Annotated in this window: 9 protein-coding genes and 1 tRNA gene; 4 read left to right on the forward strand and 6 right to left on the reverse strand. The window is 46.4% G+C overall.

The window, feature by feature from the left end:
- Nucleotide 1: 1 nt before the first annotated feature.
- Together QLH52_RS22710 and QLH52_RS22715 are read right to left on the reverse strand one after the other, a co-directional pair.
- On the reverse strand, nt 2-2854 hold the full coding sequence (locus QLH52_RS22710; RefSeq protein WP_319963052.1) for a TIR domain-containing protein: 2853 nt from the start codon (nt 2852-2854) through the stop codon (nt 2-4).
- A gap of 198 nt (nt 2855-3052) precedes the next feature.
- Nucleotides 3053-5989 carry a UvrD-helicase domain-containing protein gene (locus QLH52_RS22715; RefSeq protein ID WP_319963053.1) on the reverse strand — a complete coding sequence of 979 codons (2937 nt, stop codon included), beginning with the start codon at nt 5987-5989 and terminating at the stop codon, nt 3053-3055.
- 310 nt (nt 5990-6299) lie between these two features.
- On the opposite strand from QLH52_RS22715, the gene QLH52_RS22720 reads away from it, so the two are divergent.
- Nucleotides 6300-6473: a hypothetical protein gene (locus QLH52_RS22720; protein WP_319963054.1), complete on the forward strand. Its 174-nt coding sequence runs from the start codon at nt 6300-6302 to the stop codon at nt 6471-6473.
- A 234-nt stretch (nt 6474-6707) separates the two neighbouring features.
- Here the strand turns inward: QLH52_RS22720 and QLH52_RS22725 are convergent, their stop codons facing one another.
- Nucleotides 6708-7205 carry a hypothetical protein gene (locus QLH52_RS22725; RefSeq protein ID WP_319963055.1) on the reverse strand — a complete coding sequence of 166 codons (498 nt, stop codon included), beginning with the start codon at nt 7203-7205 and terminating at the stop codon, nt 6708-6710.
- Nucleotides 7206-7491: 286 nt separating this feature from the next.
- On the opposite strand from QLH52_RS22725, the gene QLH52_RS22730 reads away from it, so the two are divergent.
- Nucleotides 7492-7725, forward strand: a complete 234-nt coding sequence (locus QLH52_RS22730; RefSeq protein ID WP_319963056.1) for a helix-turn-helix transcriptional regulator — start codon at nt 7492-7494, stop codon at nt 7723-7725.
- Complete coding sequence (locus QLH52_RS22735; RefSeq protein WP_319963057.1) at nt 7722-8984, forward strand: type II toxin-antitoxin system HipA family toxin; 1263 nt, start codon at nt 7722-7724, stop codon at nt 8982-8984. Before QLH52_RS22730 ends, QLH52_RS22735 begins: the two co-directional genes overlap by 4 nt.
- Before the next feature lie 420 nt (nt 8985-9404).
- Here QLH52_RS22735 and QLH52_RS22740 read toward each other — a convergent pair.
- The 3 genes from QLH52_RS22740 to sbcB form a co-directional block, all read right to left on the reverse strand.
- Nucleotides 9405-9491, reverse strand: a tRNA-Leu gene (locus QLH52_RS22740).
- Between the two features lie 117 nt (nt 9492-9608).
- Nucleotides 9609-10790 (reverse strand): pyridoxal phosphate-dependent aminotransferase, encoded by a 1182-nt coding sequence (locus QLH52_RS22745; RefSeq protein WP_319963058.1) that lies wholly within the window; start codon nt 10788-10790, stop codon nt 9609-9611.
- Nucleotides 10791-10895: 105 nt separating this feature from the next.
- The gene (gene sbcB, locus QLH52_RS22750; RefSeq protein ID WP_319963059.1) at nt 10896-12335 is read right to left on the reverse strand and encodes an exodeoxyribonuclease I; all 1440 of its coding nucleotides are present in this window, start codon (nt 12333-12335) and stop codon (nt 10896-10898) included.
- A 127-nt stretch (nt 12336-12462) separates the two neighbouring features.
- Here sbcB and QLH52_RS22755 point away from each other — a divergent pair, with 127 nt between their 5' ends.
- On the forward strand, nt 12463-13056 hold the full coding sequence (locus QLH52_RS22755) for an SRPBCC family protein (protein WP_033156245.1): 594 nt from the start codon (nt 12463-12465) through the stop codon (nt 13054-13056).
- Nucleotides 13057-13109: the final 53 nt, after the last annotated feature.

Below are 13109 nucleotides of genomic sequence, written 5' to 3' on the forward strand. Positions count from 1 at the left end.
ATTATTTTTCAACAATTTTTATTATTTCTTCAGTCTTTTTGTCAATTTTATTATTAACCAAAAACCCATACACGCTATCTTTGTAATGATCGGAAATAGAGTAATAGGTTTCATCTGCTTTTTCATTGAAAATCACAATAATACCTCTTTTTATTAGCTCATTAAAAAATGCCGAATTTAATCCCGTCCTATCAGAAAACTTAACAAAAGCCTTCTTTTGGTCTGTAAATTTATTTCTTCGAAAAAAGCTTCCGAAGAACTTTCTTAACTCCTTTTCCAAAACTTCTCGATTGTTTTCAAGTTTTTGCTTAACGACATCAATAATATTCTCTAAATCACCAAGTCTGCATGATTCGAACATGTCAGCTTTAAAACTCTCCGATATTGAATTGCCGTTTATCCCCTCAAAATAACAATTAACAAACCGAGCCCCCTCAAATTTAGATGATGTAAAACCATTGTATCCAACGAATCTTGAACCCACCACTCTCATTCCTGAAAAATCTATAGTTTTAGCATTCCCGTAAATCGCTAAATGCTTGATTTCGCCATTTGCCGAAAACAGCCTTTTTATAACATCCGAAAACTCCTCCTTCGATGTAGAAACACCATTTATAAAGGATAATACTTCAACAAAAAAACTTATGGCTTTAAATTTAATGTCTCGCTTTGAGAATACATCTTCTAATGAAATACCCCTTCTTATGTCTTTTAAAATTTTTTGTGCGCATTCTATAAATTCTTCGCTTCGCGAATTAAAATACTTTATTACTTCTTTAAATGCACCACCATGTCCAAATGCATATTTAGACGCTAACAACACAAAATCATCATCACTACGCTTCTTTGTAATAGAGTTAATAATACTCAACCCTCTAAAGTAATCAGATATGAAATCGTATTTGAAACGACAGTACTCCTTATCAAGTTCAATAAGTGGGTTTTTCAAAAGCTTACCAGTAAGGTTTTCAGCATTTTCGCTATAATAAGCTGAAACGAGCTCCTCCAGAACAGCTCTCGGAAATATTTCCGTATATGAAGCAGCTATCTCGAGAAACAAGTCTAATACTTCGCTTATTTTTATCTCAATAGACTGTCTAACAGATTCTCTTCTTAAAATGGAGTAAACCAAATAATCAGTAATATCCTCATTGCTTTTGTAATCCTTTCCATCAAACGACAAATCCAATCTAATATCATCATTTTCACTTGCATCTTCTACAATTGATGACAACAAGTCAACAATGAAAGGCATAATTCGTTCATCTTTATCTTTAATAATTAAGGGCTCTATGTTTGAAAGAACCTTTCGAATCATTTTCTCTGAATTATCATATTTACCGAATCTTTTTTTCAGATATTTATCACAAGCCTTATTATCAAATCCTAGTAAATTATATTTATCTATGTTTTCATATTTGGCTGTAATAGCCTCATTAAATACATCATTCCTTGATGTCACAATAATCTTGCTAGAAGCCAATTCATTGTTTAAATCATCAATTGATTGCAGAAACAAATCAAGATTAAACATTTCAGGAAAAATAGAAATAAATTCATCTATTCCATCAATAATCAAAACAAGCTTACCTGTTAAAAGTGCGACTTCAAAAGTCACCTTGTCAAAAATAAACCCTCCATCTCCTTGCCGTTCGCATATTCTTGCATATGTCTCATACAAATCATAAACAGATTCAATCTTAGTATTTTCAGATAAAACTCCAAATCCTTCTGACTTTAATTCTTCAGATTGCATCAATACCGAAACTGCATTACCAGAACCTTGATAATGCCCTGCAATATGTTGACACAAAGTTGTTTTGCCTGTCCCTCCTGGCGCAACAATAATTTTTGCTGCAGATTGTTGAGGTAAATTAAGTTGTTTAATGATGTACTCAAAAGCTGGACCAAGCTCTTGCTCATCATTTTTATCAACTAAAGGCTGATCAATAAAAAATGGATTCTTATATGTGCCCTTGTTGTTTTTCGCATCATCATCGATGCAAAAATCCCATATATACTCAGAATAAGTTAACTCTGTTAGCTCCAAGTCTATTCCATTTTCTAACAACATCCGTCTTAAATATCCTTTCTCGCTTCTATTCTCCCTTAGAACAGTTAACGTCTTAATTTTTATTTTATCTCTTTTAACTAGCTCGCAAAATCTTTTGATCGTAGAACTTAAGGTTATGTTTTCAAATAAAAACAGATAGTAATCAATAGAGGGAGATCTTGTTTCCCAAAGCTCGAATTTAATCCTGTTTTTGGATGAAAAATCAGTGGTTTCACTCTTATCAAATACTAACTTTCTTTTTTTGTGATTGATTTTTAAAAAGTCTTCTATACGTGTTAGATTTTTTATCGGAGGCAATTGATGTATAGAGTGCTTTTTTGTAGGACGCCTTTCCTTTGCATCATCAATAATATGCTTTAATAAATCATGAAAGGACTTTTCAAAATTATCATCACTGCGAAAATCTATAAAGAATTTCTCTTTAAGGTAGTTTGGTAGAATTTCTCCTTCTCTCAATAACGGAATTATCTTACTCTTTCCAAGAGAAGAACTCTCTTCCCAATGTCTCGATACTGACATTTTTGTCTCGATTCCAACCCCACCTAATCGCCCATTAGCTTTCTCAACATATGCTGTAGTGACAATTACCAAAACAATATCCGTTTGAAAGACTCCTTGTTCCATGAAGAGATTTTTATCTTCGAATGAATCCAAATCGTATTGATCAAATGCTATATGAAATTCATTAAATTCTTCTAATCGATCGGCGATATTTTTAGTCCACCCCTTATGCTCTTCGGAATCCCAACTGTAGCTTATAAAAAGATTATGTTTTTCCATTCTGGTTACTATGTATTTTGTTTTAGTAAAGTCTTTAATTTTCCAATCAACCCTTAAGCTGTCAATTGCCCGAACATTTGCTATTGGGACACCCCGCGCAATTTGGCCAGTTGGGTGGTGGATAGGCGTTTCTCGTCACTCATCTCTGTAGTTCTCTAGTTAGATCGGACCAAGTTTAGACCATGTCCGAAGCCGCTCTTAGGTGGCATTGACGGGGCAGTTGACCTTGGCGGCCTGTAAATCGATAAATTGCTCGGTGTGCGAACAGGAAAACGCTGCGTTTTTTCGGTAATGCGAGCAGCCCCAAAATTGGCCATGCGGTCCTTTGCGCAGCACCATGGCGCCTTGGCAATGTGGGCAGATCGGTTCGACGAAGTCGCAACGGCGATTTTCACAAACGAGAAAGCGGCCTTGAGTTTTCAAGCCGCCGCCACACCATTGACAAGCCCGTTGCGTGTGATTGCACAATGGATATTGGTTGCAGCCGAAAAAGCTGCCGTACTGGCTATCTCTGGGTACCATCCAGCCGGTTTTGCAGGCTGGACAGGGAATATAGGCAATCTGCTCTTGAAAACCTGGTCCGGTAAATTCGTCGACCGTAACGGCGTAGTCGCCGTCGATTAATTCCCTGACAAACGGCGACGGGTTAAGGCCGTTGGTGACCAAATACACGTGATGCCGCGCTCGCGTCAGTGCCACGTAGAACAGGCGACGCTCTTCGGCGTGTGCAAAGGCCTCGGCCTGAGGCAGCAATAGCTCTAGCAAGGGATGGGTAGCCTTTTCCGACGGAAAACCGTGTTCGCCTTTTTCCAAGCCGAACACCACCACGTAATCGGCTTCTTTACCCTTGGAGGCATGTACCGTCATAAATTGCAGTGACAGCTGCGGATAGCGCCGCTTTAAAGCGGCGACATCGGGCCGTTTGAAGTTGAAGCGCGCTAACAGCAAAACACTCGCGGATGGCTTGGCCTTACCGGCGATAGCGTCGAGTGCCGCCTGTATGCCGAATAAATCCTGATCGGTTTTGATTAGCGACACGGCGGCCTGCTCGACAAGTCGCAGGCTACGGATCTGTTTGTTGATCTGGCTGGGGTTTTGGATGACGAAGCGCGACGCCACTTCACCAATTTTGTTATTGAAGCGAAAGGTTTGATCCAGCACACTGGTTGCCGTGTCGCCAAAGTGGCTTTGAAAGTCTTTGGTCAGTGCAACGTCGCTGCCGGTAAAACGGTAGATGGATTGCCAATCATCACCCACGCTGAACAGGCTGGCTTCCGGTTGCTGGGACATCAAGGCTTTCAGTAAGCGCGCCCGGCTGGCCGAAATATCCTGAAACTCGTCCACCAATAAGTATTGGTACCGAGACTTAAAGCGTCCGGATTCGACGTATTCAATGGCTCTGCCAATCATATCGTCAAAGTCGATGGTGGCGTTGTCGCGCAACTGTTGCTGGTAGGCTTGGTAGATCGGTTCAAATAAATGCGCGGCGGCGCGCATGCGTTCCTGGTCTTCATGCTTGTCGGCTTTTTCGACCAGCTGTTTGATACTGAGGTAAGCGGCTTTGAACAAGCTGAGGATTTGCGCCATCAGTTTGCTGAATTCCGATACCTGGCCTAGCTGATTGAGTTGGTTCAATAATTCATTTTGCGGCAAAGGTTGGAACTGAACACCAGCAGCCCGTAATTTTTCGCTGAGTACCTCGGTCAATCGTCCTTGTTGTTTCAGGTAGCTATAAGTTTCGATCAACGGGGTTTGATATTTTTCATGCAATGCCCGTTTCCAGGTCATACCGGCCAAGTAGTTTTCTTGATCGATAAAGGGCGGTGTTTGATTGTGTTCGTTAACGGCAAAGTGCTCGATATAAATGCCGTAAGCCGGCAGGAAGAAATCCGGTTGGTAGACGCGGTAATCCGGGCCCGAGGTGTTGACCTGATAATTGGCTTCGTATTGATAGGCAATGCCTTGTCGATACAAGAAATTGGCAATCTCGCATTCCTCGTAGCTTTTAACGAGCTCGCCCTGTAGCGTACGAATATCGTTTTCAAGGATGTACGCATTGTAGGCGCCCAAGCTCTTGAAATTGAATTGGCTTTTATAGGGATAGGCAAAGCGCAAAAAATAGGTCAGCAGCCGCGAGCGATAACGTTCATCCTCCAGCAAGCTTTGAATGTGGCTATCGACAAACGCGGCGCGCAAGGTATCGTCTTCGGCCATTTTGTCGATGGCCGGCCTGGTACCTTCAACCTGGCTAATGATGTCTAAACCCAGGCCATGAAAGGTTTTAACCGTCAGGTTTTGAATCCCCAGTTTGGACTGGATGCGCTCTTCCATTTCTTGCGCCGCTTTGCGGGCGTAAGCCAGCATCAATATCTGTTCCGGTTTTGCCAGGCCGGCGTTGATCAGGTAACCCGCGCGGCCGATCATGGTGCTGGTCTTGCCGGTACCCGCGCCGGCCAGCACCAAGTTATGCTGCTCGTCGATGATGCAAGCCTTTCGTTGCGCTTCGGTCAGCGGATTGGTTTCGACCTGATCAAAGAAGTCTTTGAATTGCTGAGCCTGTCGAGCGATAAAGGTTTGATTGAGCTTAGCAACCTGCTGGTGTGCGTCGTCCAATAGAGGCCGAATAGCGAGATAATCCTGATGAAGCTCGGCTGGCAAACGCTGCAGACAATCCGTTCTTTTAAGTCCCGCCGCCAACCACAAATGATTGCCTATCCACTGTTCAGCTATGGATCGGCGAATGTATTTTTTATTGGAAAGCAGCAATCTAGCTTCTTGGGATGCTTGTATCAGTGCAGGTACTAACTGCTGGTAAAACCGTTGAATGCGTTGATTAACATAACGTTTCATCGAGACCTGCAAAAACGCCGACTGTTCTTTATTGACGCCGCCAAAGCGTAGCGTTTGGCCATCATTTAACGTAAACAACAAAGTATCCCAAAACCAACCGGAGTCGATGCCAATTCCAGGCTGAAGGTTCAAGATTTGGAGCTTGAGTTGCTTTTGGCGCTCATCGATTAACGCCAAAGTTTCTTGCTCGAGGGCAAGGGCGTGAAAGTGGCGATCTTTTGCAAACCACTTGGCCCAACGACTGAGTTGATAACGTGGTAACGGCGTGGGGGTTGGTGTCTGCATATGTCCTTACTAAATCAAAATCCTAATGTCGAATCAGGACTACCAAGTAAATCGAATGGCCAAAACATGGAAATTAACATTTTTTCGTCAATCCAAGCAAAGTAAAAGCCGTCGCGAACGGATGTTGCCGGACTTTGTTCATAGCGTCTTTAGTCATCCGTGCCGTCTGAAATTGTTTTGACTATTCACATCGGTTTGGGTGGCTGCCCCGGTTTGTCGCTCCATTCCCAGATTACACATAACGCCAGCCAATAGGCATGGTCGGTTTTTGGAGCCAGGTCGCGGTGGGCTCTTTCCAGAAGGCGATGACATGACGCTTGCCGATTTCGTGCAGGTTATGCGGTCGCACGGTCTGCTCGATGAACTCCACGAACTTGATCATCCGGCCGATTTGCAAGCGACGATGGGCTTTGGCGTCTTGGCGGGCTTACTGGTGGGCCAGGGCCTGGATGTGTTGACACGCACCACTTCCAGACGTCCGTGAGACAGGATGCTGCAGGCTTGTTGATCTAATACTTCAGCGGCTTTCAGGCTAATGTTGAGTTGTGTTGGGAAACAAGCGATCTTACGAAGTCAGTTTCAATTGCCGAGTGCGGGAGCAGGTATCGGATCTATTTTTGGTGGAAGCCTTGGCGGTAACCTCCACGCGATGTTATGTGCTTCGAGTAAAGCAATCAGCCTTGCGTTTTTAGTTTGAAGATCGGCTAAAAGCGCATTACTAGTCATCAATGTCATATTCGGATAACAATATTGCCATATCTTCGCCAACACCCCAGCCGACGTTCCGGCCTTGCAGCGCAACTTGCTCGAGTCTGTCTATAAAAGCTGGGCGTTTGGCTTCCGGCAAGGCCATGACATATTTCAATGCTTGTTCGAACATACGCACTAAGGCATCAAAATAGCCTTCATCGTCCATGCCGCAGTAACCCAGGAATACAAACACTTCCTCGCAATAAAAAACCGATAGTTCAGCCAATCCTTCTGGTTGACCGAGCGCCTTTTTGTAATCGGTTATCGCTTTCTTCGCTTTGGCCACTGAAATAGGTTGATTGCGCATGACATCCGGGCAAATCCAGCGGGAAATCGTGTCTTTATAGGGTTTAAGAATATCCTCGCCCAACCCGAATCGTGCATGCAGAAACGTTTGATTATCTTTATTGGCTGCGTATAGATCCTGTATCAGCCCGATCAGACCAACTCGATCGACGTCAGCCAATTTGAATTTAACGTCGCCCCAGGATGCTTTGGATTTTTTCTGTTTGCTAGTGATTTGCTGTCGGTTGTTTTCTTTTAGTTCGTTTTTGCAATTACCCTAAGTTATATCATCAGCATTCAGCGCTAACCATCACAGTCAGATAGACTTGACACAGAATGGGGCTATTTTTCCCGAACGGGAACTTCGATGCTCGTCTATCGTAAATTCTAAATTAATTTTCCCGTACGGGAAATTAAACTTGCATATCGGTTGTTTTCGCTTAATAATTTCCCGAACGGGAAAACTCATGATCAACATCCAAACAACCCAACAACTTGGCCAAGCGCTGCGCTCCGCCCGCAAACAGCTCGGATTAACCCAATCCGAACTGGCGTTGGCGGCAGGTGTTGGCGTTCGCTTTATCGTCGACCTCGAAGCCGGGAAGCCGACCGTGCGCTTGGAAACGGTGATGCGCGTAATCGAGGCGCTGGGAGGTCAGGTCATGCTCGATGGCCTGTCGGACATAACCGAAGCACCATGAGCCATTTGCTTGCTGTCTATTTATTTGATCGTCGAGTAGGGGATTTGGCCTTGGTTGAAGGCAGACTGCAATTTAGCTACAGCGCCGACTGGCTGCAACATGCCGACGCCGTCCCGCTGTCCTGCTCGTTACCGTTGCAAGTAGAGGTTTTCAACGACCAACAGACGCGGCCTTTCTTTTCTGGATTGTTACCGGAAGGCAAATTACGCCAACTGATTGCTCGCCAGTTTCAGGTCTCGAAGCAGAACGATTTTGCCTTGCTCGATCATATCGGCGGCGAATGCGCCGGCGCCGTTTCGCTGTTGTCGCCAGACCGATTACCCGCTGTATCTGAACCAGCGAACGAGATCGACTGGTTATCCGACTCTGACGTAGTGGCCTTGCTGGATGAATTGCCACAGCGGCCGATGCTGGCTGGTCAGGATGGTTTGCGCTTATCTTTGGCGGGTGCTCAGGATAAATTACCGGTGGTGTTTGATGGTCAACGAATCGGTCTGCCACGCAATGGCTCGCCTAGTAACCATATTCTCAAACCGGCCATCGCTGCCGTTGAAGACAGTGTAATCAACGAAGGTTTCTGTCTGGCATTGGCAGGTGCAATGCAATTCCAGACCGCACAGTCTAGGATTTGTGCCATTCGCGACCGCTCATTTCTGCTGGTTGAGCGTTATGACAGAACTCGAGCTGCAAATGGCCAATGCGTGCGTCTGCATCAGGAAGATTTCTGCCAGGCACTAGGCGTGGTACCGGAACTTAAATATCAGAACGAGGGTGGGCCGGGTTTGGACCAGTGCTTCGACTTGGTCCGCCGCGTGACCCGACCGAGTGCGCCGCAGGTGTTGCGACTGCTGGATGCGGTCATTTTCAATGCCTTGATTGGCAACCACGACGCCCATGCCAAGAACTTTTCTATCTTGTATGCCGACCAGGGAGCAGTTCTGGCGCCGCTCTACGACGTATTGTCAACCGCCGTTTATCCCAGTCTGACGCCCAAGATGGCAATGCAGTTGGGTGGCAAATATAAATTCAGCGAAGTGCAAGCCCGACATTGGGATCGCTTTGCCCAAGCGGCGGGCTTGTCGGTAGCGCAAACCCGAAAACGCATTCTCGGTTTGTGCCAACGGCTACCAGCGGTCGCTCGCAGGTTGCAGACATCGGCGGATCATGAATTTGCTGGAAACCCAGTGATTGAACAAATCGTACAGCTGATCGAGCAACGCGCGGCGCTGACGGTCAGGCGGTTCGCCGGGTTTGATTAAACTCCAAAGCCGTTGGATACGCGACACAGACTATAGCAAGGCCGGTGACTGTCACTTATTGAAATGCTTGGGGTGATCTAATTGATATTTGGAAAAATAGGATAGCTCGGTTTCCTCTGGTGATGCAGAAGGCAGATGAGAATAGAGCTTGTTGACCACATTTTTGAACCACAGTGGTCTGTAGATTAAGACAAATATCAGGATTGAGTCGGTGACCGGGACCGGGAGTATTTCTAAGCAGCCGATGGTGACTAAAACTAGAAACCACTTGAGGCGCCATAGCAGCGGCGGATTCCTGCGTTTAAAGTGAAATATCTTCTTCATGTTCAACCAGTTTTACCGAGGCGTTATTCAAAGGGAACGTGGCAATCATTAGGCATAAAAAAAGGACCAGGTGTAAACCAAAGTCCTTAATTTTTATGGTGCCTCAGACCGGAATCGAACCGGTACGACCTTTCGGTCGCGAGATTTTAAGTCTCGTGCGTCTACCTATTTCGCCACCGAGGCCTTCTTACTGATGAAGTGCGAAGGCCGCGAATTCTATAGCATTGATTAAATTTGTCAATTGAAAAATGGCAAATTAATGTCAGTTTATCCGTTCGCGACGGCAAACCCTAATAGGCCTTAAACCGCTTGTTTAATTCTAACCAAAGCGTTTTCCAGATTGGTCATGCTGGTGGCGATGGATATTCTGATATGGCCCGGACAGCCAAATGCCGAACCCGGCACCAAGGCCACGCCGGCTTTTTCGATTAGGTATTCGGCAAACTCCAGGTCGTCGTGGATGCCATCCAGTCGACTCAACAGTTTTTCCACATTCGGGAAAACGTAGAAGGTGCCGTCGGTAGGTAAGCATTCAATACCATCAATGCTGTTCAGTTCGGCAACCACGTAATCGTGGCGCTTTTTAAATTCCACCATCATCGTGTCGATGCAACCTTGGTCGCCGTTCAGCGCTTCTTCCGCTGCCACTTGGGAAATCGATGTAGGGTTAGAAGTGCTTTGCGATTGGATGATGCACATGGCTTCGATCAACGGTGCCGGGCCGGCAGCATAGCCGATCCGCCAACCGGTCATGGAATAGGCTTTGGATACACCGTTTAAAACGATGGTGCGATCATAGAAACCGGGGTGGGCGTTGAGGATGTTGACGAATTCGCCTTTGTTCCAGAGGATTAATTCGTACATATCGTCGGTCGCGATCAACACCTCAGGAAAATCCAATAACACGTCGCCTAGGGCTTTTAATTCTTCCAGGCTATACGCAGCGCCCGTTGGATTGGAAGGACTATTAATGACCAATAGGCGGGTTTTTGGAGTAATCGCGGCGCGCAGTTGTGCCGGGGTAATTTTAAAGTTTTGCGCTTGTCCGGCTTCTAAAATCACCGGGACGCCATCGGCCAGCAGCACCATATCCGGATAGGATACCCAGTATGGGGCGGGGATGATGACTTCGTCGCCGGGATTCAGCAGCGCTTGCGCCAGGTTGAAAAAGCTTTGTTTGCCGCCGCAGGACACCAGGATTTGATTGGGCTGATAATCCAAACCGTTATCTCGCTTGAACTTTTGAATGACGGCTTTTTTCAGGCCGGCGGTACCGTCAACAGCGGTATATTTGGTAAATCCGGAGTTGATGGCTTTAATGGCGGCGGTTTTAATATGCTCCGGCGTATCGAAATCCGGCTCGCCGGCGCCCAGGCCGATAATGTCTTTGCCGGCGGCGCGCATCGCAGCGGCACGGGCGGTAATGGCCAGGGTAGGGGAGGGTTTGACCGCTTTTACGCGGTTAGACAGGTTAATGCTCATGATGCCTCGGTCGAAATTTACTCAAATGGTCGTCATTATACGGCATAACGCTAAAAGCACCTTATTCCTGAAACGAGCTACTGGCTTTTAAATCGGCAAAAAACCTCAATTCGAAAATTTTAAGCGTCGATCTTCCGCATAGGCTGCCAATTCGTTCAGTATCGATTGATTTACATTTGGCTCGTCCCGCAATAGTTTAATTTTGGCGTTGAACTGCTCCAGCGTCAGTCCGCCGGTCGCTAGTGTGCCGTTTAGCTTGTCCCAGCAATATTGCTTCCAGAGTTGGACGTCTTCCCTGGATAGGATATGCGGATAATTCCGGGCGCGATAGCGAAACAGCATTTCCGGCAAACGGACATCGTCGAAATCGGTGTCAAATTCGGATAGCTCGCTGGGTTTGGCTTGCCTGATCCGGGCCATGGCCGCCTTGTCTTTGTTGCTGAAAAAACCGCCACTGTAAATCATCAAATCAGGATCGGTAGGTGAGTCTTGATATTGCCGGGTAAAGACTTGCGACAGCTTTTCAGCTAAAGACGGCGCAGTCTGAATCCGCTGCAAATGGGATAGACACAAGTCCAAGTCGAGTTGCAAGCGTTCGGCATCGGCCGGGCGTATCACCGACAATGGCGCCAACACCGGCGATTTGTTGATATGTACGGTTTTTAAGGGGATTCTGGCAATGCCTTCCGGCAGTGCTTCGGTGGCAACAAACAGCCGCTGTTGAATCTCTTCTGCACTTAACTCAAGTAAAGGTGCCGGATCGACGGAAAGATCGTAAACGATGACTTCGTTGTTATTGCTAGGGTGCTGTGCTAAGGGCAGAATCACCGCCAGGCTATTATTCCGGGCCGAAAAACGGCCGGAGACATGAATCAAGGGTTTAAAGCTACCCAGTTGTAATAGGTTTAGTGCAGTATTTTTATAGCGATTATTCAGTAAATAATTGAATAGTTTTGGCTGTCGCTCCCTGATTAATTTAGCCATGGCGATGGTTGCATACACGTCCGATAACGCATCGTGCGCAGCTTCATGGGCGATGCCGTTGGCTTTGGTGAGTTCTTCCAATTTAAAGCTGGCAACACCGTCGGCATTAACCGGCCACTCGATACCTTCCGGTCTCAAGGCTTTGGCGGCGCGCACTAAGTCGATAATATCCCAGCGCGAGTTGCCGTTTTGCCATTCGCGCGCATAGGGATCGTAAAAATTACGGTAAAGCAGATTGCGAGTCACTTCATCGTCGAAACGGATGCTGTTGTAACCAACGCCGCAGGTACCGGGTTCGGCGAGTTGATGATTGATAATGGCGGCAAACGCAGCTTCGCAAACGCCTTTTTCGGCGGCCAATTGCGGAAAGATACCGGTAATCAGGCAGGCTTCCGGGTGTGGCAAGTAATCGTCGGCGGGCTGGCAGTAGGCCATGATGGGCTGGCCGATGATATTGAAATCCACATCCGTGCGGATGCCGGCAAATTGGCAAGGCCGGTCGCGTTGCGGGTCGATGCCGAAGGTTTCGTAATCGTGCCAGAAAAAAGTAGCTGTAGTCATTAAATACGTGCGGGTAGGATGGCAGAGTCGGGAAAATTTCCGCAAACATGCTTTTGCGAATACTTGCGGACGGATTTTATTTTATAATCGCCCGCTCCATTTTATGTGTCCATCATAGGAAAGTGTTATGAAAAAAACCTCGTTGCTCGTTTCAACCGTTTTATTTTTGTTCGCCGGTTTTGCCCATGCTCATGGTCCGGTTAGAGCAAAAATGACAGCCACCATCACTGTTGATGCCCCAGCGGCCAAAGTGTGGGATTTGATCAAGAACTACGATGATATGTCTTGGCACCCAGGCATTAAAAGCGTGAAAGGCGACGGCACCAATAACAAAGGCGCTATCCGCGTGTTGACTTTGGCGAACGGTACCATCACAGAAGAATTAAAGGCCTATGACGCAGCGAAATTCTCTTACAAATACAAAATCACCGATATGAGCTCAACCGGCACCATTAAACACGCCGGTCAAGACGAGCCGCTGCCAGTATTGCCTGTGGGTAACTATGCGGCAGAATTGTCCGTGAACGACAAAGGCGGAAAAGCCGAAATCGAGTGGGTGGCCACTTATTACCGTGCCTATGTTAACAACAACCCACCAGCCGAATTGAACGAAGAAACTGCCGATAAAGCGGTTAGCAATGTTTTGAAAACCGGTCTGGAAGCGATTGCTAAAAAAGTAGGCTCAGGTTCCGCCGCGGTTGAGATCGATATTAAACGCTAAGCTTTTGTTATTTGGTTCTCGGTCATTCGCGCCGAGAACCCTCGCCCCCCCAT

The organism is Methylomonas defluvii (assembly GCF_033949435.1).
In the GTDB taxonomy this organism is placed as follows: Bacteria; Pseudomonadota; Gammaproteobacteria; order Methylococcales; family Methylomonadaceae; genus Methylomonas; species Methylomonas defluvii.

Excerpts from the sequence above, each read along its gene's own strand:
- QLH52_RS22730 (WP_319963056.1), top strand. The coding sequence starts at position 7,492 with ATGATCAACATCCAAACAACCCAACAACTTGGCCAAGCGCTGCGCTCC.
- QLH52_RS22745 (WP_319963058.1), bottom strand. The coding sequence starts at position 10,790 with ATGAGCATTAACCTGTCTAACCGCGTAAAAGCGGTCAAACCCTCCCCT.
- QLH52_RS22720 (WP_319963054.1), top strand. The coding sequence starts at position 6,300 with ATGACGCTTGCCGATTTCGTGCAGGTTATGCGGTCGCACGGTCTGCTC.
- QLH52_RS22710 (WP_319963052.1), bottom strand. The coding sequence starts at position 2,854 with ATGGAAAAACATAATCTTTTTATAAGCTACAGTTGGGATTCCGAAGAG.
- QLH52_RS22755 (WP_033156245.1), top strand. The coding sequence starts at position 12,463 with ATGAAAAAAACCTCGTTGCTCGTTTCAACCGTTTTATTTTTGTTCGCC.
- sbcB (WP_319963059.1), bottom strand. The coding sequence starts at position 12,335 with ATGACTACAGCTACTTTTTTCTGGCACGATTACGAAACCTTCGGCATC.
- QLH52_RS22715 (WP_319963053.1), bottom strand. The coding sequence starts at position 5,989 with ATGCAGACACCAACCCCCACGCCGTTACCACGTTATCAACTCAGTCGT.
- QLH52_RS22735 (WP_319963057.1), top strand. The coding sequence starts at position 7,722 with ATGAGCCATTTGCTTGCTGTCTATTTATTTGATCGTCGAGTAGGGGAT.